Origin of the sequence: Gluconobacter vitians, assembly GCF_015244565.1 — a bacterium.
GTDB classification, from domain to species: domain Bacteria; phylum Pseudomonadota; class Alphaproteobacteria; order Acetobacterales; family Acetobacteraceae; genus Gluconobacter; species Gluconobacter vitians.
Genome location: NZ_JABCQG010000001.1, coordinates 212,122 through 235,508 on the forward strand (window position 1 = coordinate 212,122; position 23,387 = coordinate 235,508).

Annotated in this window: 20 protein-coding genes; 10 read left to right on the plus strand and 10 right to left on the minus strand. The window is 62.7% G+C overall.

Annotated elements, in window-relative coordinates:
* The first annotated feature begins 29 nt into the window (after nt 1-29).
* A complete protein-coding gene (locus tag HKD24_RS01060) occupies nt 30-1,505 on the plus strand; it encodes a cytochrome-c peroxidase (protein WP_228124077.1) in 1,476 nt (491 codons plus the stop codon).
* Nucleotides 1,506-1,585: 80 nt separating this feature from the next.
* Here the strand turns inward: HKD24_RS01060 and HKD24_RS01065 are convergent, their stop codons facing one another.
* Nucleotides 1,586-2,776, minus strand: coding sequence for an alpha/beta hydrolase (locus HKD24_RS01065; protein WP_194258620.1), 1,191 nt, complete (start codon nt 2,774-2,776; stop codon nt 1,586-1,588).
* A gap of 126 nt (nt 2,777-2,902) precedes the next feature.
* Nucleotides 2,903-3,112, minus strand: coding sequence for a hypothetical protein (locus HKD24_RS01070; protein WP_194258621.1), 210 nt, complete (start codon nt 3,110-3,112; stop codon nt 2,903-2,905).
* Nucleotides 3,113-3,276: 164 nt separating this feature from the next.
* On the opposite strand from HKD24_RS01070, the gene HKD24_RS01075 reads away from it, so the two are divergent.
* Entirely contained in the window at nt 3,277-3,840 is a 564-nt protein-coding gene (locus HKD24_RS01075) for a Smr/MutS family protein (protein ID WP_322783261.1), read from the plus strand.
* A 5-nt stretch (nt 3,841-3,845) separates the two neighbouring features.
* Here the strand turns inward: HKD24_RS01075 and HKD24_RS01080 are convergent, their stop codons facing one another.
* The gene (locus tag HKD24_RS01080) at nt 3,846-4,928 is read right to left on the minus strand and encodes a type 2 periplasmic-binding domain-containing protein (protein ID WP_194258622.1); all 1,083 of its coding nucleotides are present in this window, start codon (nt 4,926-4,928) and stop codon (nt 3,846-3,848) included.
* Nucleotides 4,925-5,842 carry an oxygen-dependent coproporphyrinogen oxidase gene (gene hemF / locus HKD24_RS01085; protein ID WP_194258623.1) on the minus strand — a complete coding sequence of 306 codons (918 nt, stop codon included), beginning with the start codon at nt 5,840-5,842 and terminating at the stop codon, nt 4,925-4,927. Before hemF ends, HKD24_RS01080 begins: the two co-directional genes overlap by 4 nt.
* A gap of 287 nt (nt 5,843-6,129) precedes the next feature.
* Between hemF and HKD24_RS01090 the strand changes: the two genes are divergently transcribed.
* Nucleotides 6,130-7,020 carry an S-methyl-5'-thioadenosine phosphorylase gene (locus tag HKD24_RS01090; RefSeq protein WP_194258624.1) on the plus strand — a complete coding sequence of 297 codons (891 nt, stop codon included), beginning with the start codon at nt 6,130-6,132 and terminating at the stop codon, nt 7,018-7,020.
* Nucleotides 7,021-7,083: 63 nt separating this feature from the next.
* On the opposite strand, the gene HKD24_RS01095 is transcribed toward HKD24_RS01090, so the two are convergent.
* From HKD24_RS01095 to HKD24_RS01105, 3 genes are read right to left on the minus strand one after another with little or no spacing between them, the layout of a single operon-like run.
* Complete coding sequence (locus HKD24_RS01095; RefSeq protein ID WP_228124078.1) at nt 7,084-7,347, minus strand: hypothetical protein; 264 nt, start codon at nt 7,345-7,347, stop codon at nt 7,084-7,086.
* Between the two features lies 1 nt (nt 7,348).
* Entirely contained in the window at nt 7,349-8,095 is a 747-nt protein-coding gene (locus HKD24_RS01100) for an SDR family oxidoreductase (protein ID WP_194258625.1), read from the minus strand.
* An 8-nt stretch (nt 8,096-8,103) separates the two neighbouring features.
* Nucleotides 8,104-8,829 (minus strand): dienelactone hydrolase family protein, encoded by a 726-nt coding sequence (locus HKD24_RS01105; RefSeq protein ID WP_228124079.1) that lies wholly within the window; start codon nt 8,827-8,829, stop codon nt 8,104-8,106.
* Nucleotides 8,830-8,871: 42 nt separating this feature from the next.
* Between HKD24_RS01105 and HKD24_RS01110 the strand changes: the two genes are divergently transcribed.
* The 4 genes from HKD24_RS01110 to HKD24_RS01125 all read left to right on the plus strand — a co-directional run bounded on the left by HKD24_RS01110 (nt 8,872) and on the right by HKD24_RS01125 (nt 14,449).
* Complete coding sequence (locus HKD24_RS01110; protein WP_194258626.1) at nt 8,872-9,078, plus strand: DUF4169 family protein; 207 nt, start codon at nt 8,872-8,874, stop codon at nt 9,076-9,078.
* A gap of 130 nt (nt 9,079-9,208) precedes the next feature.
* On the plus strand, nt 9,209-9,499 hold the full coding sequence (groES, locus tag HKD24_RS01115) for a co-chaperone GroES (RefSeq protein WP_024717078.1): 291 nt from the start codon (nt 9,209-9,211) through the stop codon (nt 9,497-9,499).
* A 50-nt stretch (nt 9,500-9,549) separates the two neighbouring features.
* The gene (groL, locus tag HKD24_RS01120; RefSeq protein ID WP_062507491.1) at nt 9,550-11,190 is read left to right on the plus strand and encodes a chaperonin GroEL; all 1,641 of its coding nucleotides are present in this window, start codon (nt 9,550-9,552) and stop codon (nt 11,188-11,190) included.
* Between the two features lie 277 nt (nt 11,191-11,467).
* On the plus strand, nt 11,468-14,449 hold the full coding sequence (locus HKD24_RS01125; protein ID WP_194258627.1) for a TonB-dependent receptor domain-containing protein: 2,982 nt from the start codon (nt 11,468-11,470) through the stop codon (nt 14,447-14,449).
* Nucleotides 14,450-14,577: 128 nt separating this feature from the next.
* Here the strand turns inward: HKD24_RS01125 and HKD24_RS01130 are convergent, their stop codons facing one another.
* On the minus strand, nt 14,578-17,505 hold the full coding sequence (locus HKD24_RS01130) for an ATP-dependent DNA helicase (protein WP_194258628.1): 2,928 nt from the start codon (nt 17,503-17,505) through the stop codon (nt 14,578-14,580).
* 210 nt (nt 17,506-17,715) lie between these two features.
* Between HKD24_RS01130 and HKD24_RS01135 the strand changes: the two genes are divergently transcribed.
* The 3 genes from HKD24_RS01135 (at nt 17,716) to HKD24_RS01145 (ending at nt 22,193) form a co-directional block, all read left to right on the plus strand.
* Nucleotides 17,716-19,347, plus strand: coding sequence for a lysine--tRNA ligase (locus HKD24_RS01135; protein ID WP_194258629.1), 1,632 nt, complete (start codon nt 17,716-17,718; stop codon nt 19,345-19,347).
* Between the two features lie 156 nt (nt 19,348-19,503).
* Nucleotides 19,504-21,495 (plus strand): lysylphosphatidylglycerol synthase domain-containing protein, encoded by a 1,992-nt coding sequence (locus HKD24_RS01140; RefSeq protein WP_407646337.1) that lies wholly within the window; start codon nt 19,504-19,506, stop codon nt 21,493-21,495.
* Entirely contained in the window at nt 21,492-22,193 is a 702-nt protein-coding gene (locus tag HKD24_RS01145) for a MarC family protein (RefSeq protein WP_194258630.1), read from the plus strand. Before HKD24_RS01140 ends, HKD24_RS01145 begins: the two co-directional genes overlap by 4 nt.
* Here HKD24_RS01145 and HKD24_RS01150 read toward each other — a convergent pair whose 3' ends face one another.
* Nucleotides 22,194-22,799 carry a uracil-DNA glycosylase family protein gene (locus HKD24_RS01150; RefSeq protein ID WP_194258631.1) on the minus strand — a complete coding sequence of 202 codons (606 nt, stop codon included), beginning with the start codon at nt 22,797-22,799 and terminating at the stop codon, nt 22,194-22,196.
* Nucleotides 22,796-23,359 carry an RNA 2',3'-cyclic phosphodiesterase gene (gene thpR / locus HKD24_RS01155; RefSeq protein ID WP_194258632.1) on the minus strand — a complete coding sequence of 188 codons (564 nt, stop codon included), beginning with the start codon at nt 23,357-23,359 and terminating at the stop codon, nt 22,796-22,798. Before thpR ends, HKD24_RS01150 begins: the two co-directional genes overlap by 4 nt.
* Nucleotides 23,360-23,387: the final 28 nt, after the last annotated feature.

Here is a 23,387-nt window from a genome sequence, read left to right on the forward strand (position 1 = left end):
CTTTTCCGCATTATCACGACACCGTGAGTATGAGGAGAAAAGTGGTGCGTTCCAGCACGATTACAAAAGGAATTGCCGGTCTGGTGGCGCTGGGCGTTGTCGCCTGGGGCGGGACCGTCACTTATCTTGAGCATTTTGATCATGCTGGAGCACCGCAGCTGCCCGCCAGCAGCCCGACGCGTCAGGACCCGACGGCCATGGCGGCGTTCGCGGCCCTTCGGGAAGTGCGCTGCGATTACTGCCATACGCAGAACGTTGAGCTGCCGTTCTATTTCAAGCTGCCGCTCGCCAACCAGATCATGAAGCGTGATCTGGTGCAGGGGCAGCGTCATTTTGAATATGCGCCGGTTCTGACGGCCCTGCAGGACGGCAAGCCGCCTTCCGTCGAGCAGCTTTCCCGCATTGAGGAAGTCATCACGCAGAACCGGATGCCGCCGGCAGCCTATCTGCTGATGCACCCGCATGCGCATCTGGACGAGAAGCAGCGTGCGGACATCCTGAAATGGGTGCGTGAGCAGCGTGAGCGTTACTATGCGACGCCGGGCGTGGCGGCGCAGTTCCGTGGCGAGCCGATCCAGCCGATCCCCGAAAGTGTCGATGTGAACTGGAAGAAGGCCGAGCTGGGCCGGGCACTGTTCTTTGACAAGGGTCTGTCGGGTGATGGCACGCTCAACTGCGCAAGCTGCCATGGTCTGAACAAGGGTGGCGTGGACAATCTGACGACCGCGACGGGTATTGGTGGCCAGAAGGGGCCGATCAATGTGCCGACCGTCTATAATTCCGTGTTCAGCATGGCGCAGTTCTGGAACGGCCGTGCGAAGGATCTGGCGGAACAGGCGGCAGGGCCGGTCATGAACCCGCTGGAAATGGGGTCGCATGACTGGAACACGGTGGCCGATCATGTCCGCAGCACGCCGGGTTATGCCGAGCAGTTCAACGCGGCTTTTGGCTCCGACCAGATCGACAAGGACACGATCACGGGGGCGATTGCGGAATATGAAAAGACGCTGATTACGCCGGACAGCCGCTTTGACCTGTATCTGAAGGGCGATGCGAAGGCGATCACGGCGCAGGAAAAGCGCGGGTATGAGCGCTTCAAGGAAATCGGCTGCTCGGGGTGCCATAGCGGCATTGCCGTGGGTGGTGACGCCTATGAGATCCTGGGGCTGGAAGGGCCGTATTTCGAGAACCGTCACACGAAGCTGACGGCTGCGGATGAAGGCCGTATGGCTGTGACGCATCAGGAAGGCGATCGTGAGCGGTTCAAGGTTCCGAACCTGCGCAATGTCGAACTGACGGGTCCTTGGCTGCATGACGGTTCGGCGACCACGCTGGAGCAGGTCGTGCGGGAGATGGCACGCTACGAGACGCCGGATCATGACATTGCCGATCAGGATGTCACGGATATCGTGGCGTTCCTCAAGACGCTGACGGGCAAGTATGAGGGCATTCCGCTGAAGGATGTCTCGGCTGACCAGCCGCTGCGGGCTCCGGCTTCGAACTGAAGTCTACGCAAGCTGCGTGAATGAAAAACGGCCCCGGGGTGATCCGGGGCCGTTTTTTTATGGGCTGCGTCTGCGGGTGTTTATTGGGGAACGGGATTGCATTGCGGGGTGACGGGCTGGCCGGTCATGACGGCTGTCGTAAAAGTGGCGGAGTCCGGCAGGGAGCCGTTTACGACCTGGCTGTGGTCCAGTCCCTTGTAGAGATGGGCCTGAACGGTTGAGCCTGCTGCGCAGGCGGCTTTGACCAGACCGAGCTGAAGGGCGGGGGGCACGTCGCGGTCTTCTGTTCCGGTGCCGGTGAAGAGGGGCTGGGCCAGCTTGAGCGTTGGGAACGCCATGGCTTTCAGGGCCGGGCTCATGGCCTTGAGGAAAGTCGGCTGGAGGCTGTTCTGCAGGGTCAGGCCGGCTTCCTGCGTCTGATGGGACAGGGAGGTCAGGCATTCATGGGCGGCGTTGCGGTAAACGGGCAGCGCTTTAGGCGTGAAGGCCTGTTCGGGACGGAAATGCGGATCACGTCCTTCCAGTCCGGCGGCAAGGTAGAAGACGTAATTGATCAGCGGGCTGTAGCCGACGCCGGGCTGTGACGCGGCTTTGAGCAGGCCACCGAGCAGTTCGGGCGTCACGTAAGGCGCGCCGGTGGCCACGGTGCCGCGGATGTCCAGTTCAAGCGCGTAGGTTGGTGCGTAGGATGCTGTGGCGACGGCCGCACCGCCTCCCTGCGACTGGCCGACGATCATGATCCGGTTTTGCAGGTTTGGGACGTTGGCGAGGGCAGCACGAACGCTGTCGAGGACGCTGTAGGCTTCGACGCGGGTGTCCAGATAGGGATGGGTGCCGGGTGTTCCGAGGCCCTGATAGTCGGTGGCGACGATGGCGAAGCCGCGCTTCATCCAGGCGGACAGATAAGTACGGTTGCGGTCGCTGTACGGGTTGAGAGAGGGCGCGCAGCTGTCATCCACGCCGACAGTGCCATGGGCCCAGGCGACGATCGGCCAGCCACCCTGCGGAGCCGGACCCGCGGGCAGGATGATTTCGGCCGTGACGGGAACGAGGCCCTTGCCGGTGATGCCGTTGGTCGAAAGATAGGTGATGCGCAGGGCGCGTCCGGCGTCCGGAAGGCCGAGGGCCTCGGCAAGTGGGGTCGAGGCGGTGATGGTTCCGGGCTTCTGGACACCGGACGGGGCCGCGTGTGCCATAGTGGTGAGGGTGGCGGCGCAGAGGGCCGTGCCTGCAAGCAGGGGAATGAGTTTGCGCAGGGAAGGCAGGGGCATGGGAAATCCTTGGTCAGTCTTGCTTTGCAGGCCGGACATTCTCATGCCCGGTGCTGGCGAGACTGACGCCATGACCCTTAAGGTCAAGTGAATTTCCGATGGTGCCTGTGGTCTGATCGTTCCGGTTCAGTCGTTCTGGGCGAGGCGGCGGTCGGCGGCCTTGTCGATCCGGTCACGCTCTTCGGCGGTGAGGAGGCCGCGCTCGTATTCCTGTGTGGCGCGGGCCTTGGCGTTGCTGGCGCGGGCGCGGGTATCGATCGGGTAGGCGCGCTTTTCAGGGAGGCCGAAAGCGCTGTCAGGCAGTTTGTCGCGTTCTTCCTGGGAGAGATGGCTCATGGTTCTGTTCTTTCTGAAATGGAACCCGGACTGTGAACGTATCAGGGCAGCGAAAGTCCCGAAATCCCGAAAGAACATTGTTCAACGCTGCCGGAAGCCGTTACATGCTCGGGGCCTGAATCCCGTTTTTTGGGAGGGGTGGTCAGACAGGAAGTGAGGACGGCGTGGCGAAGCGGGATCTGAGGGAGGACGAGGCGACCCTGTGGCGGATGGTGGTCCGCGACATCAAGCCGCTGCGTTCTCCGCGGGCTCCGAAACGCATGATGCCTGTGGTCAAGGCCGAGCCGCCTGCGTCCATGCCGGACATTGCGCGGTCTGCGCCTTTGCCGGCGCGACGGTCCTTTGTTCCGGCCCAGCCGAAGAAGCCTGTTTCCCGGCCGGCAGAGCTGGCCGTTGGTGTGCGGGCGCCGGGGTTGGACGATACAAGCTGGAAGCGTCTGTCACGCGGGCAGATGAAGGTCGATGCGCGGCTCGATCTGCATGGTTATGTCGTGCAGGAGGCGTTCGAGCGGCTGTATGATTTCATGCAGCGCGCACGGGTGCGGAACTGGCGCTGTGTCGAGGTCGTGACAGGACTGGGGAGCGGGCAGACCAGCGGGCTGATCCGTCGCGAACTGCCGATGTGGCTTCAGCGGGGGGATCTGCGGTCCATGGTGCTGGCCGTGGTGCATCCCCATGCGGCCAATCACGGGTCTGTTCGCATTCTGCTGAAGACCCGCCGCCGCTGAGCCTGTCAGATGTGGCGGGTTTCCTGCCCTTCGCGCCAGCGGGGCGTGTTGACGGCGAGCCAGCGGCGTAGGGCGAGCGTGGCGCCGAGATCGGGGACCGTCCGTGACAGGAACGGGGCGGCATTTTCACCCGTCGCCAGCTTGAAATGATGCATATCGGCCCAGCTTCGCACGCCGGAATCCGCGGCGGCGGCCGAGCAGGCATGGCTCCATCGTGTGACGACGTCGGATGATGTCAGCATCGGCAGGGCAATGGCCATGGCCGTGTCGGCTGCAGCGGAGACGGCCTGACAGGCGTGATAGAACGGGCCTTCGGGCGGGCGGTGCCGGGCCTGCTGATAGGCTTCCATGAAAATGGGAATGGTCGTCGAATGCGTGTCGGTCAGGTCGCCGGTGGAATAGATGGCGCTCGTGCCTTCGGGGAGGTTGGCGAGGACGTCATCCAGCGGGCGGTCCAGCGTGTAGGGCGAGACCTGAACGGCATCGACTGTTCCGGCATGAAGCGCGGCCAGGGCCGTTGAGGAATCGACATAGCCGGGCATGGGAACGGGACGCAGGCCGAGCAGGGACAGGCCCATCAAGGCGTTCAGTTCCGGTCCGCCGACCCGCGAGACTGCGAGGCGGACAGGATGGTCATGGAAGAAGCCTGTCAGGCGGCTGCGCAGGGTTTTGTGCAGTTCCGTGCGCGCGATGACGACGGTGGTCGTGGAGGCCACGAGAACGGGGGTCCAGCGGCCGAAATCATAATGGACGCGGGAGTCGCCGGTCAGCGATGCCAGAAGTGTGGCAGCGGGCAGGACCAGGGCCGTGCTGCCGTCGGGCGCGCTGTTGGCGTCGAACAGATTGGCAGCGCGGACGCCGTCTTGTCCGATGTCGGGGGTCAGTTCGAGAGGCGTATCCAGATCCAGCGCATGGGACAGGGCGCCATTTGCGAGTTCCGCGAACTGGCCGGGAATGGAGGCGAGCGTGCCGCCCAGAAGGAGCTGGACATCCGTCAGGGCGCCAGCGCGGGCCAGGTTTTTCAGGAGGGGAGCGGCTCCGGTCAGAGCCGCCAGCCCCTTCAGGGCTGCACGTCGGGTCAGTCTCACGGCCAGCGGACTTCCGGCGGCATGCTCATCAGGATAGCTTCGGTGTTGCCGCCCGTTTTGAGGCCGAACAGCGTGCCGCGGTCATGGAGCAGGTTGAATTCGACGTAGCGGCCGCGGCGGATGAGCTGGGCGTCGCGGTCGGCTTCGGTCCAGGGGGTGAACATGCGGTGGCGGACGACGGCCGGGTAGGCGTCGTGGAAGGCCATGCCGACGTCTTTGGTGAAGGCGAAGTCCAGATCGACGTCACCGGTATAGAACTGGTCGTAGAAGATGCCACCCAGACCGCGCGGTTCGTTGCGGTGATGCAGGTGGAAGTAGCGGTCACACCATTCCTTGAAGCGGGGATAATGCTCCGGGTCGTGGCGGTTGCAGGCGTCTTCGAAGGATTTGTGGAAATAGGCGGCGTCCGACTGGGCTTCCGCGCTTTCGGGGAACATCGGGGTGATGTCGCCGCCGCCGCCGAACCAACCCTTCGTCGTGACGATCATGCGCGTGTTGAAATGCGCGGCACTGACATGCGGGTTGCAGGGATGTGCGACAAGGGACACGCCGGTGGCGAAAAAGCGCGGGTCTTCGTCGGCACCGGGGATGTTCTTGCGAAATTCGGGGGAGAACTCGCCCCAGACGGTCGAGACGTTGACGCCGACCTTCTCGAACACGCGACCGCGCATGACGGACATCACGCCGGCGCCGCCTTCGGGTCGCTCCCAGGCGGTGCGTTCGAAACGGCCGGGGGCCGTGCGGTCACGCAGGACCTGCGAACCACCTTCGGCTGCTTCGTCTTCGAGTTTTTCGTAGGACGCGCAGATGCGGTCGCGGAGGGTTTCGAACCAGGCTTTGGCGTCCTGCTTGAGGGCGTCGTGAGGCACGTCTGGACGAACGGTTTCGGCGAAACCTGGGCTGATCTGGTCCATGTTTTCTTCCCCCGTCTATACAGGACAAAACTTCGTTACGCGCAGTGTCCTAGCAAATCGTGCCGTCGCCGAACAGTTGGCGGATGCATGTCTGACGTTCATTCGTTGCGGGCATCCGTGGCGGGACGATGGCGCAAAGACGTTTTCATTTCGTAAAAACGGCCACGTTTTGTGAAAAAGTTTCTCTGAATGCTGCAACACGCGGCTTGCGGGCGGCAAGGCTTGCGTGTCGGGCCGTCTCGTGGTCCAGAACGGGCGAGCGGATCAACCAGAAATCAGGAACAGACATGTCTTCGGAACAGGAAATCCAGCCCGTCATCGGTGTGATCGGTGGCTCGGGGCTGTATGACATTGACGGACTCGAGAACAAGGAATGGCGCCGGGTGGAAACGCCCTGGGGCGAGCCTTCGGATGAACTGCTGTTCGGCACGTTCGAGGGCGTGCAGTGCGTGTTCCTGCCGCGTCACGGGCGGGGGCATCCCATTCCGCCGTCGCGTCTGAACTTCCGCGCCAATATCGATGCGCTCAAGCGGGCCGGTGTGACGGATATCCTGTCGCTTTCGGCTGTGGGGTCGCTCAAGGAAGAGCTGCCGCCGGGTCATTTCGTGCTGGTGGACCAGTTCATTGACCGCAGCTTTGCGCGTGAGAAGAGCTTCTTCGACACGGGCTGTGTGGCGCATGTCGGCATGGCGGATCCGGTTTCGGCGCGTGTGCTGGATGTGGTGCAGGGCGAGGCGGCTTCGCTTGGGATTCCGTTCACGCGGGGCGGGACGTATCTGGTGATGGAAGGTCCGCAGTTCTCAACCCGCGCCGAGAGCGAATTGTACCGGTCCTGGGGCTGTTCGGTGGTGGGCATGACGAACATGCCGGAAGCCAAGCTCGCCCGTGAAGCGGAGATGAACTACGCAACTGTTGCGATGGTCACGGATTTCGACTGCTGGCACTCCGACCATGACAGTGTGACGGTCGAGGCTGTCGTGAAGGTCATGAAGGGGAATGCGGATAATGCGCGTCGCCTGGTGAAGGCGGTCATTCCGGTGCTGGGCAGGAAGCGTCCGGTGGATGCGAGCGCCGAGCGGGCTCTGGATCATGCGATCATTACGGCGCCTGCTGCCCGTGATCCGAAGCTGATGGCCAAGCTCGATGCTGTCGCTGGGCGTGTTCTGAAGCAGGGCTGAGGCTCTGCGGATGCCGCGCCTGCGTGATGCGGGCGCGGCTGGAACCGTGATCGGCTGAGGGGATCAGTCGAAATTGTGGTTCGGATCTGCGTCGACATCAATGCCTGCACGGGCATCGTCGATTTCAACGCCGTCGAGTTCCGGCGGCGGCAGGTCCTTGACCGGGGTGCCCTGCGGGACGCCCTTGATGGCGATCAGGTCGGTCGCCTTCTCGATATAGCCTTCGGGGCCGCAGGCCGGCTTGCCGTCGGCTTCCCACAGGAGGCGCGCTTCGTGGCGGATTGCGGCGTCGCGCTTGGGGTCGGCTTCGAGCGGATTGCTGCTCATCTTAAAACTCCTGTCTGGTCGGGCGCAGGACGATCTCGTTGATGTCCACGTCGTCAGGCTGTGAAATGGCGAAGGCGATGGCACGGGCCACTGAGTCCGCCGGGATCGCCATCTTATAGAACTCTTCCACGGTTTTGCGACTGTCTGTGTCGCCGCTTCCGGACTTGAGTTCGCTCTGGACCGCGCCGGGCTCGATGGAGGTGACGCGGAAGGTGTTGCCGGCTTCCTGTCGCAGGCCTTCGCTGATGGCGCGGACCGCGAATTTTGTGCCGGAATAGACGGTCCCGCCCGGAGCAAAGACCTTCAGACCAGCGACGGAGGACAGGTTGATGACATGTCCGGATTTCTGTTTTTCGAACACCGGCAGGGCGGCGGCGACGCCGTAGAGCACGCCCTTGATGTTGATGTCGATCATCCGGTCCCACTCATCGACCATCAGCTTCTGGATGGGGGCGATGGCCATGAGACCGGCGTTGTTCACCAGAACGTCCAGACGGCCGAAATCGCGGGTGACGGCGGCGACGGTGTCTTCCACCTCGGAGCGTTTTGTGACGTCGAGTGTATAGGCGCGGGCGGTCTGGCCCTGTGCCGTGAGTTCGGAGACGATCTCGTCCAGCCGGTCACGGCGGCGGGCGGCGATGGCCACTTTTGCGCCCTGAGCGGCAAGGTAACGGGCCGTGGCTTCGCCGAGTCCGGAACTGCCGCCCGTGATGAGGACGACCTTTCCGGCGATGTTGTCCGTGGTCATGGTGGGGCTCACTTCTGTTCGAGATGAGACTTCAGGAAATCGACGCTGCGGGACCAGGCGAGGTCACGGGCATCGCGGTTGAAGCTCGGGCGCTCGGGGCAGCCGAAGCCGTGACCGGCGTCGTCATAGACGTATTCCTCGACCTCGGGGCGGGCGTCGCGGATTTTCTGGATTTCGGTGTGGGGGATGGAGGAATCCTCGCCGCCGAAATGCAGTTCGACCGGGCAGTGCGGTGCGGTTTCGACATGGTTGCCGATGCTGCCGCCATACCAGCTCACGGCTGCGTCCACGTCATGGGTACGGGTGGCGGTGAGCCAGGCGAGGAGACCGCCCCAGCAGAAGCCGATGATGCCGACTTTCTTGTGGCCAGCCTCGCGCAGAGCCTTTGCGCAGGCCGCGATGTCGGCGAGGATCTTGTCGGACGGGATCCTGCTGCGCAGTTCGAGACCCTCAGTCACGCCGGCCTGCGTGTATTCCAGAATGACGTCGGGTTTGACGCGGTCGAAGACGGCCGGGGCCAGGACGTGGAAGCCTTCGGCTGCGAAGTCGTTGCAGACGTTGCGGATATGGGTGGTGAGGCCGAAAATTTCCTGCACGACGATGACGGCGAAGGGCGACTCCGCGGAGCCGGCTTCCCAGGCCTTGAAGCTGTGGCCATCGGATGCCGTCAGGCTGGTCATGTGACCGTCAGCGCTGGAAGCAGGGGTTTTGTTGTCCGAGGGGCTGTGTTTCATGTCTGTGTATCCAGTCTTGTAATGCCCGGAAGGCCATGAGCCATGAGCGACGTCATCAATCTCCGTCGGGAACGCAAACGCCGCAAGAGCGTAGAGGATGCGAAGGTCGCTGATGCGAACCGCCGTCTGCACGGCCGGACCAGGGGGCAGAAACTGGCTGAAACGCTTGAGAAACAGCGGATGCAGGCGCTTCTGGACGGGCGGAAACTTTCTTCCGGAGCACCTTCGGACGAAAGCGAGAATCCTTGACGCAGAGGGTGGGGGCGACTATGTCTTTGGCACTCTCCATAAGAGAGTGCCAAAATGCACTGCAGTCATTGAGTGCAGCAACCCGGTCACGCTGCTTTGTACAAGGGTGTGGCCATAAATGGAGCGATCCATGACGAAGTTTCGTCCCCTTCATGACCGCGTGGTGGTCCGTCGCCTGACGGGCGAAGAGAAGACCGCTGGCGGCATCATCATTCCTGACACCGCCAAGGACAAGCCGACCGAAGGCGAAGTCGTTTCTGTCGGCCCGGGTGCCCGCAACGAGCAGGGTCAGGTCGTGGCTCTGGACGTCAAGGCTGGTGACAAGGTGCTGTTCGGCAAGTGGTCCGGCACCGAGGTCAAGATCGACGGCGAGGAGCTGCTGATCATGAAAGAGAGCGACATCATGGGTGTGATCGGCTGATCAGCCGTCCCCGTTTCCTCTCGTAAGACCCTCATTCAGGAGTAAGAATTATGGCTGCCAAGGACGTAAAGTTCGGCGCTGATGCCCGCGAGCGTATGCTGCGTGGCGTTGATATCCTCGCAAATGCCGTCAAGGTGACGCTGGGCCCGAAGGGTCGTAACGTTGTTCTCGACAAGAGCTTTGGCGCACCGCGCATCACCAAGGACGGTGTGTCGGTTGCCAAGGAAATCGAACTGGCTGACAAGTTCGAGAACATGGGCGCCCAGATGGTCCGCGAAGTCGCGTCCAAGACGAACGACATCGCAGGCGACGGCACCACGACCGCAACCGTGCTGGCCCAGGCCATCATCCGTGAGGGCGCCAAGGCTGTTGCTGCTGGCATGAACCCGATGGATCTCAAGCGCGGCATCGACAAGGCTGTTGGCGTTGTTGTTGACGAACTGAAGAACAACACGAAGAAGATCACGTCTCCGGAAGAAATCGCCCAGGTCGGCACGATTTCCGCCAATGGCGAGACCGAGATCGGCCAGATGATCGCTTCTGCCATGCAGAAGGTTGGTTCCGAAGGCGTCATTACGGTGGAAGAAGCCAAGGGCCTGCACACGGAACTCGACGTTGTCGAGGGCATGCAGTTCGACCGTGGCTACATCTCCCCGTACTTCGTGACGAACCCGGAGAAGATGACGGCTGATCTCGACAGCCCGTACATCCTGATCCACGAAAAGAAGCTCTCCTCGCTTCAGCCGATGCTGCCGCTTCTCGAAAGCGTTGTTCAGTCCGGCCGTCCGCTGGTGATCATCGCCGAAGACGTCGATGGTGAAGCACTGGCCACGCTGGTCGTGAACAAGCTGCGTGGTGGTCTGAAGATCGCTGCCGTCAAGGCTCCGGGCTTCGGTGACCGTCGCAAGGCCATGCTGGAAGACATCGCCATCCTGACGGGCGGCCAGGTGATCTCCGAAGACATCGGGATCAAGCTGGAATCCGTCACGCTCGAAATGCTGGGTCGCGCCAAGAAGATCCACATCGAGAAGGAAAACACCACGATCGTCGAAGGCGCTGGCAACAGCGACGACATCAAGGGCCGTTGCAACCAGATCCGTGCGCAGATCGAGGAAACGACGTCCGACTACGACCGTGAGAAGCTCCAGGAGCGTCTGGCCAAGCTGGCTGGTGGCGTTGCCGTCATCCGCGTCGGTGGCAGCACCGAGGTCGAGGTGAAGGAGCGCAAGGATCGCGTTGACGATGCCCTGCACGCAACCCGCGCTGCCGTTGAAGAAGGCATCGTTCCGGGTGGTGGTACGGCTCTGGCCCGCGCATCCTCCGCTCTGAAGGGTCTGACCTTCGACAACGACGACCAGCGCGTCGGTGGCGAGATCGTCCGCAAGGCCCTGCAGGCTCCGCTGCGCCAGATCGCGTTCAACGCTGGTGAAGACGGTGCGGTCATCGCAGGCAAGGTGCTTGAGAACGACGGCTATGTCTTCGGCTTCGACGCCCAGAAGGGTGAGTACAAGGATCTTGTGTCGGCCGGTATCATCGATCCGACCAAGGTTGTGCGTACGGCCCTGCAGGACGCCGCTTCGGTTGGTGGTCTGCTGATCACGACGGAAGCCATGGTTGCCGAGCGCCCCGAGAAGAAGGCTCCGGCCGCTGCTCCGGGTGGCATGGGCGGCATGGGTGACATGGACTTCTGATCGAAGTCCGGTCCCTTTCCTGTCCCTTCTCCGGAAGGGGCGGGGAAGGCTCCCAGATGTTGCAAAAAAGCCTCTGGCCTGCGGGTCAGGGGCTTTTTCTTTGGCTGCTTAGTTACTAATATGCAACGATAAAACCGGGTCAGGGTATTGTGTTGCGATTTTCACACATGTTGCATCTAAGTGAGCGTTTAGAGCATGGCTGATATGTATTTTTCGTGACAGTCACGCTTTGAGATCTTTAGAGAGACGTCATCATTCTTCTGAAGGATTTTGTTCTTTGCTGAACACGTCTCGTCGTCACCTGTTGCTGTGTGCATCAATTCTCGGAGTTGGAACCCTGTCGGGGACGGCATTCGCCGCATCCACGACGCAGTCCGAGCAGAGTGCCCACAAAGCTGTGCATCACAAGACGACCGCTTCCAAAGCTGCCAAGGGTTCCACGTCCACCGCTGCTGCGCCTGCCACGGCTTCCGCTGTTGCCGTGCCGGTCACCACAACTTCATCCGGTGCAAGGCGACGCAGCCGTGCAGCTGCTCTGGAAACCCCGAGCGTTTCGGGCGGCACCGAGCGTATGGTTGTCACGGGATCGGCGCTGGCCTCCTCGAACAACCAGAACGCCAACCCCGTCCAGATCGTGACGGCAAAGCAGATCCAGCAGACGGGCGCGACGACGCTCAGCGACTTCTTCGCACGTATTCCGTCCATCGGCGGAACGGGATCGAACAACGCGGAGACCAATGGCACGGGTGGTGCGGCCTGTACCGATATCCGTAACCTCGGCTCCAACCGCGTGCTCGTCCTGATCGACGGCAAGCGCGCCACGCTGAACGGTCAGTCGAACTGTATCGATCTGAACGCCCTGCCGGTCCAGCAGATCGCCAGCGTCGAAATCCTGAAAGACGGCGGTTCCGAGCTTTATGGTGCGGATGCCGTGTCGGGCGTCATCAACATCAAGATGCGCCATGACCTTTCGGATGGAAACATCACGATCCGTGGTGGCATCACCGGCCATGGCGACAACGATACGGGCATGATCTCCGCCTACAAGGGCTGGAATTTCGATCATGACAAGGGCAACCTGACGCTGTTCGGCCAGTACATGACGCAGGGCGGTGTCCTGCAGCGTGACCGCGGCTGGGCCAACCCGGTGCAGCTGACGGATAACCCCGTGGGTGCGGGTGGAGAGGCCTTCGGTTCCGGTTATTCGAACTACACGCATGTCCAGAACAGTGCGACGGGTCTGAGTGCTGCTGTTGCGCCGGATGGCAAGACGGTCAGCGAGTGGGGCACGAACAACCGTTATGATTACGGCCGTCATCAGAGCCTGCTCAACCAGCTTCAGAATGCCAGCCTTTCGGGTGATTTCCACTACGAATTCAACCGGCATGCCAACCTGTATTCCAATGTGATGTACTCGCATCGGACCAGTTCCACCTACATGGCGGCCGAGCCGTTCGACGGGTCCGTGCCTCCCAGCACCCTGCCGTCCGTTCTGACGGTGCCGGCGAATGATCCGAACAATCCGTTCGGTCAGGACGTAGATGTCACGAAGCGTCTGACGGAGCTCGGGGATCGCCGTGACGAGAACGCCACTGACACAGTCACCGCGAAGGTGGGCGTAAATGGCGAGATTGCGTATGGCTGGAATTACGACGTGTCGTATACCTATGGTTCCAACATGTCGACGGACCATATGGAGAATGTCGGGTCCTACACGAACCTGCTGAACGCCTATGGTCTGCAGCAGACCGATCCGTCCAACGCGTCGAGCGCGCTTGTCTATAATCCGTCGGTGTGCCCGTCCTTCGGGTGCAGCAATCCGTTCGGGACGATGGGCAGCCAGGCTGCGTCCTACGTCAACTACAACACGAACACGCATTCGCATTACCAGCTTCGTGACTGGAACCTGCGCATCAACAACAACCATGTGACGACAATGCCCTGGAAGGGCGGCGGCGATCTGGGTATTGCGCTGGGCTTCGAACATCGTGGCGAGCAGCTGACCAACACGCCTGACGAACTGATCAGCAGCGGGCAGAGCCTGACCAACACGGTTCTGCCGACCAGCGGTGGCTTCGACGTGACGGAAGGTTATGCGGAAGCCAAGGCGACGCTTCTGAAGAACGTCTTCCTGGCGAAGGATCTGACGGTCGACGTGCAGGGTCGTGCGTCGGGCTACAGCACGACGTCGGATACGGCGAAGAACTGGAAGGCGTCCATCAACTGGGCTCCGACACGGGACATCCGTTTCCGCGGTACGATCGGCACGTCCTATCGTCAGCCGAACGTGTATGAACTGTATGGCGGCCAGTCGCTCAGCTACAACCTTGCCAATGATCCGTGCGATGCGGGCCAGGTTGGTACGTATGGTGCTGCTTCGGCGGCGGTTGCGGCAACCTGTGCGAAGCAGGGGATCAACACGTCCACGTTCCATCAGTCCGGTACGGGCCAGGTTCCGACGCTGGGTGGCGGCAATGCGCATCTGGCACCTGAAATCGGACGGACCTACACGTTCGGTACGATCATCACGCCGCGCTGGATCCCGAACCTCTCCATCTCCGGTGAGTTCTGGCACTACTCGGTCAACCACACGATCAGCGCGCTTCCGACGCAGTATATTCTGGATGGCTGCTACACGGGCACCAGCCCTTCGCTGTGCAATACGATCAACCGTCTGTCGAATGGCCAGATCAACACGGTTTCGGCAATAAACCAGAACACGGGTGCGCTGCATGAGAGCGGCGTGGACTTCGACTTCGACTACCGCATCCGTGTGGCACGTCACGATGTCCTGTCGGTATCCAACAACTTCCAGTACCTGCTGAACTACACGCAGCAGATGGTGCCGGGTGGGTCGTTCACCAACTATACAGGTGCGCTGCTGTATGCGGGTGGTCCGAACAATCCCAGTGCGTCCTATGGTATTCCGCGCGTTCGTGACTATGCGACGTTTGGCTGGACCCATGGTGCGTTCACGGCCACCTACATGGTGCAGTTCATCGGTGGCATGCGCTGGAACGACCAGTCCGAGTTCCTGAACTCCACGACGGCTGGCCGTTACAAGACGCCGATGATGATCGAACAGGATCTGACGCTGGCCTATCGCTGGAAGAAGTGGAACTTTGAGAGCGGCATCAACAACATCACCAACAAGCGGCCCCCGTTCGTGGCCAGTGGCGTGGATAACAGCGCCGGTGCGACCTATGGCAGCTTCTATCAGGGACGTTATTTCTTCCTGCAGGCGGGTCTGAACTTCTGATCCTGTCAGCCTGAATGACGGTCCGGACCTTTCGGGGTCCTGAAGAGCCCCCGGCCCGTGTGGTCGGGGGTTTTTTTGTGCGGTCTTTTCAGAAGCGGGTGTACGTGCAGTCTGGCGCAGCGGTTCGTTCAGCCCTGAAGGAGGGGTGGTCCGTTTTCCTGTTCTGCGGGGCGCAGGAAGCGGGCGATGTCTTCCAGTGCCTCGGCCAGCGGCATACGGCGGACGTCCACGCCGTCGGGGAAGGCGGAGAGCAGGCGTGAGGGCATGCGGCGGTCCAGCATGACGAAGACGCCGCGATCGGTGCCCTGACGGATCAGGCGGCCGAAAGCCTGTCGCAGGCGCATGCGGGTGATGCGGTCGTCGTAATCGCCGGGCCGGCCTTCGGAGAGCAGGCGGCGGCGTTCGCGGTGCAGGATGTCGGGGCGGGGCCAGGGTGTCTTTTCGAACACGACCATGCGCAGGGCCTCGCCGGGGACGTCCACGCCGTCGCGCATGGCGTCCGTGCCTAGCAGGCAGCTATGGGTTTCGGTGCGGAAAACGTCCACGAGGGTCGCGTTGTCCATCGCATCGACATGCTGGGCGTAGAGCGGGAAGCCCTGCGTTTCCAGCGGTTCGTGGATGCGGCGGTGGACTTCGCGCAGGCGGCGGATGGCCGTGAACAGGCCGAGTGCGCCGCCGCCTGCGGTTTCGAACAGGGCGCGGAAAGCGTGGGCGAGGGACGGGATTTCGCCCGAGACATCCGTGATGACATAGGCGCGTGTCTGCGTCGCGTAGTCGAACGGGCTCATGACCGAGGCACGGATCGGCGGCTTGAGAAAATGCGTGGCGCCCAGACGCAGTTCGGCTGCGTGCCAGCTTGCCTCGTTCTGCGTGTCGCCATGGCCGGTCTGGTCGCGTAGGGTGGCGGACGTCATGAGCAGGCCGTGAGCCGGTGTCTGGATCGTTGAGACGAAGGGAATGGTCGGGTCCAGCCAGTGCCGGTACAGGCCGATGTCGTGGTCGCCCTGTGTCGCGCGCGTGCGGGGGAGGCGTTCGGTACGGATGAAGTCCACGAAGGTGGGGGTGACGTCCGGTTCCGGGGGCGTCTGAAGTGCGTCCAGCATACCGATCCAGCCGGAGAGGCGGCTGATGGCGCGGCGGTGCAGGGTGCGGATCATGGCCTCGATGCGCTGGCGGGTCGGGGCGTCCATTTCCGCGTCGTCCTCGACCTGTGCGGCGAGGCGGTCGGCCAGCATCCTGATGGGATCGCGCAGGCGGGTCAGCGCGCGGCTGAGGGTTTCGGCGGCGCTGGCGACATCCTCATTGACGGGGTGCAGGTCGCATTCCGCCGAAATATAGCCGTCGCGGCTGTCCTTGGTCTGTCGGGCGCGGAGCTGGTGGTCCAGCGCGCGGAGGAAGGCTTCGGACGGGTTTTCCGGCGCGGGCTCTTCGGGGATCAGCAGGGGTGTTTCGCCGGGCAGCGGGGGAAGGTCCGGGTCCTGTTCGGTCTGCGGGCGCAGGCGCGTGCTCCAGCCGGGGGCGGGCAGGGCGCGGGCGGCCTGAAGCGCGGCCTGAAGCGGTGTGTCGATCATGGGGAGGCGTTCGACCAGATCGTCCAGGCGGCGTTGCAGGCCACGCGCGCGGGAACGGCTGCCTTCGGCGCCGAGTAGCCAGCGGCGCAGTTCTGCGGCTTCGAGGCCGGACAGGGCTGTGGCGAAGGCGCTGTCGGCGGCATCGGGGATGTGATGGCCTTCGTCGAAAACGTAGCGCGTGGGTGTGGTGTCTTCGTCGGGCAGGCCGGGTGGGGCGAGAGCGGCCCAGGCGGCCTGCGAGAGAACGAGGGCATGGTTTGCGACGACCAGATCGGCCTGACGGGCGCGGCGGATGCCGTGTTCGACGAAGCAGGTCTGATAATGCGGGCAGGCGGCGTGGATGCATTCGCCCCGTCGGTCGGCGACGCCGAATAGTGTGCCATGGCCAAAGAGTTCGCCGAACCAGCCGGGAAGGTCTCCGCCCATGAGGTCACCATCGCGGCTGGCTTCGGCCCAGCGGGCGAGCAGGGCCATCGGAAGAAGTGCGGCGTAACCGTCAGGGCCGCGGGATGTGGCGACGTTGAGCAGGTCTTCCATGTTCAGCAGGCACAGATAGTTCTCGCGGCCTTTGCGGACGACGACCTTGTCTCTCAGGGTGGTTTCGTCCGGGTAAAGGCGGCGGAGCTCCTGTTCGATCTGGCGCTGGAGATGGCGGGTATAGGTGCTGACCCAGACGGCGCCGTCATTCTGTTCGGCCCAGAGGCTGGCGGGGGCGATGTAGCCGAGTGTCTTACCCGTGCCGGTTCCGGCTTCGGCGAGGACGACATTGGGGGAGCCGATGCTTTCGCGCGGCTCGAAAGCGGCCGTGGCAACGGACGCGAAATCGGCCTGACCGGGGCGGATTTCGGCGTTTTCGCCAAGGATTTCGCGCAGGCGCTGGCGGGCGGCGTTGGGTGAGACGGGCTGGCTTCCGGGGGCAGGACGGGGAGCGGTTTCTTCCCAGCGGGGCAGGCGTTTCCAGATGCGAATGGCTTCGTAGGGATGGGCGCCTGTTGTGTCTCTTGGGGTACCGAGAACGTCTGTGACTTCGCCGCTCCAGGCCCAGCCGGCGCGGGTCAGGGGGACCATCACGGCGCGCAGGCGGGTGCCCTCGGGCGTTTCGGCCTTGTGCCGCAGTTCGTCGAGCAGGGTTTCGCACAGGACGGGGAGGAGGTCCGCGCCGATGGTTTCGGGGGGTTCGATGCCGAGGGCGAGGGCCAGTCCGCGCGGGGTGGGGGCGACGGTTGTCGCGGGGCGGACGAACAGGAAGAGGTCCAGCAGGTCGAACCATGGGACGGGCTGGGACAGCGGGGAGAGATCCAGCGCGCGCAGGGCGGCGGGGCCGTGGACCAGAAGCGGCGGGGGGAGCTGGGTGAGGCGCTCGCGGGTTTCTTCTGCTGTCAGGTCCAGCAGTTCGCCATCCGGGGTGAGGAGCGAGGACAGGCCGCGACGGGCGACGAGGGCCGGAGCGTCGAATGGCGAAAGAAAGGTGGGGGCGCGGGTCATTGTCGCCAGTGTAGCGGGTAGGGGAAAATCCGGCGAGGATGTTTTGCGGGTTTTGCGAACGGAACGTGAAAGCTGGCTGTCTGCAAGGGCTTGGGGAGCGCGCAGAAGTCCGTGAAATATTTCGTAATGACAAGGATGTGTCTGGCTGAAATCGCAATGTGTCGTATTGCTTGACCGGGGAGAAGTGTCTCCCTACCTTTTCCGGCAATCATGCAGAAAACCAAGACACCTATCGCCCCGTCCCTCTCTCCTGACGCGCCGCTTCCGAAAGCATGGCCGTTCGAAGAGGCGCGAAAAATCACCGCGCGCATGGATGTGCGCGCTTCTGATGCTTCGGAGCAGGCTCCGGCCCTTCTGGAAACGGGTTATGGCCCGTCGGGTCTGCCGCATATCGGCACGTTCGGCGAAGTGGCGCGCACGACCTGGGTGCGTCAGGCCTATGAGGCGCTGACGGGCCGTCCGACGCGTCTGCTCGCGTTCTCCGATGACATGGACGCGCTGCGCAAGGTGCCAACCAATGTGCCGCAGCAGGAGATGCTCGCGAAGCATCTGGGTCTGCCGCTGACGCGGGTGCCTGATCCGTTTGGCGAATATGACAGCTTTGCCGCGCATAATAACGCGCGCCTTCGCCAGTTCCTTGACAGTTTCGGTTTCGACTACGAATTCGCCTCCGCCACGGAATATTATACCAACGGCACGTTCGATGCGGCGCTGCGCCGTATGCTTGAAGTCCATGATGAAGTCGTGGCGACCATTATTCCGACGCTTGGTCCGGAGCGCCGGGCGACTTATTCGCCGGTTCTGCCGATCCATCCAGAGACCGGACAGGTCATGCAGGTTCCGATCATCAAGGTTGATCCGGATGCTGGCACGGTTGTCTGGAAGGACGAGACCGGCAAGACGTTTGAGACATCCGTGCTGGGCGGTCATGCCAAGATGCAGTGGAAGGCCGACTGGGCCATGCGCTGGTATGCGCTGGGCGTGGACTATGAAATGTCCGGCAAGGATCTGATCGACAGTGTGAAGCTGTCTTCGAAGATCTGTCGTATTCTGGGCAAAGAGCCGCCTGCGGGTCTGACCTATGAGCTGTTCCTTGATGCGCAGGGACAGAAGATCAGCAAGTCCAAGGGCAATGGCCTGTCGGTTGAGGAATGGCTGCGTTACGGCACGCCGGAAAGTCTGGCGCAGTACATGTTCCAGCAGCCGACGCGGGCCAAGCGTCTGTTCTTTGACGTCATTCCGCGTGCGACGGATGATTACCTGACGCTCGTGCAGAAGGCTGAGACGCAGGAAGGGCCGGATTTGATGGCCAATCCGGTATGGTTCATCCATGGCGGAACGATCCGTCCGGAAGACACCAGCCCGGTGTCCTATACGGCGCTGCTGAACCTTGCGAACGTGGCCAATGCCGACAAGCCGGAGACGCTGTGGAAGTTCCTGCGGCGCTATGATCCGACGCTGTCGCCCGAGACGCATCCGTATGTGGACCGGCTCGTGCAGTGTGCGCTGACCTATTTCAAGGAGCAGGTTTATCCCAACAAGACCTATCGTGCGCCGACGGAGACCGAGCGCAAGGGGCTTGAGGATCTGGCGGACGAGCTGGCGAAGCTCGCGCCGGATACGGCACCGGGCGATGTGCAGGATGTCGTGTTCGAAGTTGGCAAGCGCTATTTCGCGAAGTCGGAACTGCGGTCCTGGTTCGGGTGCCTGTACGAGGTGCTGCTGGGTCAGACCGAAGGGCCGCGCTTCGGGATTTTTGCGTCGCTGTTCGGGCTGCCGGAGACGGTTGGCCTGATCCGGGATGCGCTTGCGCGGCCTGTTGAAGAGCCTGTGCAGGACTGAGCCGTGGGCATGCCCAGGGATAACAGACCGGACAAGGGGCCACAGGATGTTCAGGTTTCCTCCATCGTGGAGGAGGCGCAGGCATCCGTGGTCACGGGGCCGGCAGATGCGGTGCGTCCTGAAGCCGGGCATCCGAAAGGACGGTGGCAGGTTCTGATGTCCCGTGCGCCGGCTCTGGTGGGGTTGGTTCTGCTGGTTGCGGCGGTGGTCGTGATCTGGCGGGAGCTGCGGCATCTGTCGTTGCATGACATCACCGCCAGTCTGAGCGCCATTCCGGACTCTGCACTGCTGGCGGGTGGGGCCGCGACGCTCCTGTCCTATTTCATTCTGTCTTTCTATGACCGTCTGGCCTGTCTGCATGTGCGGGCGGACGTGTCCTACAAGCGCTCGGCCTTTGCGGCGTTCTGCTCCTATGTGCTGTCCCATAATCTGGGATGTGCGGCGATTTCGGGGGCGGCGGTGCGTTTTCGGCTCTACCGGAGCTGGGGCGTGGCGCCGGGGGCGATTGCGCAGATCATTGCGTTCTGCTCGGCGACCTATCTGCTGGGGACGATGGCGCTGATCGGCGGCATCCTGATCATCGAGCCTCATGCCGTTCCGGTGCTGTCCCATCTGCCGGAGTTCCTGCTTCGTCTGGCAGGGTTGGCGCTGTGGGGTGTGCTGCTGGCCTATGTGCTGGTGGCGCGTGTCCGGCGGCATGTGCGGATCTGGAAATACGAGATCGAACTGCCGGGACCCGGCATTGCGATCGCGCAGATTGCCGTCAGCGCGGCGGATATGGCGGCGACGGCTCTGATTGCCTACTGCGTTCTGCCTCCGCTGCCGCCCGAGGCGCATTTCGGGTTCGGGACGTTCCTTGCGATCTATCTCGCGTCCTATACGGCGGGTCTTGTGGCCAGTGTGCCGGGGGGCCTGGGCGTCTTTGACGGGGCCATGCTGCTGGCGTTGCAGGCCTATCTGCCGGCGTCGCAGATCATGGGGGCCATCCTTGTTTTCCGGCTCTTCTACTACATCATTCCGCTGCTTCTGGCGGGGCTGATGTTTGCCGGGCATGAGCTTTTCCTGCGGGGTGAGCAGGCTCTGGCGTCTGCCGGACAGGCGCCGCGGCGGGTGCGGCCCAGTCAGGTTATCCGGGAGTCGGAAGCGGATTTTTCCGTGGCCGTGGCGACGAGCGTTCAGGCCGTCGTGGGTATCCTGCTGGTGCTCTATGCGCTGGTTGCGAATTTGCCTCCTCTTGAGTCGGCTCTTGGCGCGGCGGTATCGCAGATCGCCGATCTTCTGTTGACGGTGGCGGGTGTCGGGCTGGTGGCGCTGTCCTGGGGACTGTCTCAGCGTGTGGCACTGGCCTGGAAGTTCTCGCTCGGGATGCTGGGTTCGGCGGTTCTGCTGCTGCTGCTGCGTCATGCGCCTTGGGAGGGGGTGGTGGTCATCATTCTCGTGATGCTGCTGCTGTTGCCATTCCGGAACTGCTATTATCGTCGGGCGCATCTTCTGGTGGCGCCACTGACACCGTCCATGCTGGCACCGCTCTCGCTATGGGGGCTGGGACTGCTGGGTGTTGGCTGGGTGGCCGTGCAGCGTCATCTGGGGCCGATCTGGTGGCGGTCCATGATCTATGATGCGCATACGGCCGTGGGACGCTGGTTTCTGGGGTTTTCGGCCCTGTGCGGGTTCTATGTCCTGTGGCGCGGGATGCGCCGGACGCGGATCCGTTTCGAAGCCTGGACGGCAGAAAACGCACGTCGCTATCACAGTCTGGCCCATGCGCTCCCGCAGCTTGGAACGCGGCGCCCGACCGGTCTTCTGCTGGATGAAGCGGGGCGTGCGGCCATTCCGTTTCTGCGAACGGGACAGTTCATCATCGGTCTGGGTGATCCGGCCGGGGCCGAGCGGAACTGTGTCGCCGCGATCTGGCGGCTGCGGGATCTGGCGTTGCAGGAAGGCTGCAAGCTCGCCTTCATACAGGTTGGCCAGTCCCTGATGGCGGTCTATAACGATCTGGGACTGACGGTCTGTCCGGACAGGACGGCCGGGACGGTGTGCTGTTTTTCCGAGGATTATCGGATGCTGCGGGCTTTTCTGAAGGGTGAGGAACGTCTGGCACGCAAGCGCCAGCCACAGGCTGCGTCAGGTCTGACAGGCTCATGAGCCTGGCACCCGGGCTGGGGAACACGCTCAGCAGCTGGTTGATTGCCTTTCCGGCGCTCTTTTCGATCATCAATCCGCTTGGGGCATCGCTGATTTTCGCTCAGGCGACGGAAGGGCGCGACCGCCGCGAGGTTGTCGAACTGGCCCGTCAGGTGGCGCTGAATTCGCTGGGCATCATGCTGGTGTCCATCTGGTTTGGAAGCTGGATCCTCGGGTTCTTCGGGATTTCCATCAATGCGCTGCGGATTACGGGCGGGCTTGTTGTGGCGTCGCGTGCCTGGCTGATGTTGTTGCAGCCCGAGACCTCCGAGGCGCGCAAGGAAAAGCAGGCGCTTCAGGGTGGCCGGACGGTGACGACACCAGACCTGCGGGAGACGGCGTTCTTTCCGCTGGCCATGCCTTTCACGGTGGGGCCGGGAAGCATTTCCGTGGCCATTGCGCTCAGTTCATCCACGCCGCCGAATATGCCGACGGCGGACTATTATGCTGGCGTGTCGGCTGCGGCAACCACGATGGCGGTCGTGGTCGCGGTCGTTTATGCCTATGCGGAGCGCGTTGTTGCGATGCTGGGTGTGACGGGGACGCGGATTGTCAGCCGTCTTGCAGCACTCATCCTGTTGGCGATCGGTGTGCAGATCATGGCATCGGGCGCGGAAGGGTTTCTGGTCGAGGCACTGAAACAGGCCAAGGCGGCCTGATCAGCGATCAGCCAGTATGGCGTGAACGCGTTCACGCAGGGCCGGGATGACCTCTTCCTGAAACCAGGGTGCTTTCTTTTCCCAGACACCCGTGCGCCATGACGGGTGGGGCAGGGGGAAGTAGTCCGGCAGGTAATCCCGGAAGTTCCTGACGCGCTCGGTGACCGAGCCACGCCCCAGAACGTGGTTCTGCGAATAGCTTCCGACCAATAGTGTCAGACGGATATCCGGCATGAGCGACAGGACCCGACGACGCCAGATCGGCGCACATTCCGGGCGGGGCGGGTTGTCGCCTCCCTGTGGCAGGCGTCCGGGATAGCAGAGGCCCATCGGGAAGATGGCGACATGGCGTGTGTCGTAAAAGACGTCTTCAGAAATGCCGAGCCAGTTGCGCAGGCGGTTGCCGGACGGATCGTAAAAGGACTTGCCGGCAATATGGGCCTTGGTTCCAGGGGCCTGGCTGGCGATCAGGATTCTGGATGTTGCCGAAACATGGATCAGAGGCCGGGCACCGAGGGGAAGATGGGCTTCGCAGACCCGGCAGGCCCGGACTTCCCGAACAAGCGCCTCAAGACGCTCCTGGATCTGGGGGGAATGTGATGTCATTCTTCCTCGGGGATCAGCGGCATGTCCGGCTGCCAGGCATATTCGGCCCGGGGAACGTAGACATGTTCACCAAGGCTGCGCAGGCTCTCGAACAATGTAACGTGTTCCACGGGCATCGGTTTGCTGCGGAACAGGTTGTGCCGCTGGACCCACTGGATGGCGTCCGCTCGCTGGCTCGGGGAAAAATGCCCCAGAGTGACGGCGGGCTGAAAGCGCCGTTTCGCGGGGAAGCATCCGGCCCGACGGAGGGCGCTCTCGACCTGGGACTGGAGTGCATCCAGTTGCGGTGTGCGCTCGACGCCGATCAGGAGACTGTCCGCATTAAGGCCTTCGCGGATGTCGGCCTGTGCGAGGGACAGTTCGAAAGGTTTCCAGGCAAGGCGGGAGAGGGCGAGATCAATCTCCTCCATCCGGTGCCTGTCGGTGACTTCTCCGATGAAACGGAGTGTGATGTGATGATTCTCGGCTGGAACCCATTGCACGCCGGGCATGGAACCGCGCATCAGCGCCAGCGTTTCCCGGAGATCGGCAGGAAGGTCGAGTGCGACAAAAAGTCTCAAGTGGCGCGTTTCCCATGAAAAAGAAGTA